The following is a 282-nucleotide window of genomic DNA, read 5'->3' as shown; positions in this document are numbered from 1 at the left end:
CTACAACCCGCGCATTCAAACAAACGCAGACCCAAATGTAAAAGACATTGGATTCGTCAATGGTGCTAATACAGCGTATACCATGCGAATTTCTGATACTGGCGTAGTGACTATTCCGACGGGTCCGCTAAACATCGGTTCTGCCGTTTTCCAAAACGATGGAAACCTTAGCGGCCCTCTTTGGGGCGGCGCACTAAACAACTGGCTCTCTGCTAATAAGGTGCAGAAAACGGGCGATATCATGTCAGGCCGCCTGACTCTTAGTAAAGCTGGTTGGCAAGC

The 282-nt window shown here is 49.3% G+C and carries 1 pseudogene; it reads left to right on the top strand.

Annotation, left to right across the window (positions count from 1 at the left end):
• Positions 1 to 282: pseudogene (locus SB816_RS31060) on the top strand (hypothetical protein); the annotation flags it as partial.

Origin of the sequence: Achromobacter sp. SIMBA_011 (assembly GCF_046535435.1) — a bacterium.
Lineage (GTDB): Bacteria > Pseudomonadota > Gammaproteobacteria > Burkholderiales > Burkholderiaceae_B > Achromobacter > Achromobacter dolens.
The sequence above is the reverse complement of the archived record's forward strand: the minus strand, read 5'-3'. Positions and strand labels throughout refer to the sequence as shown.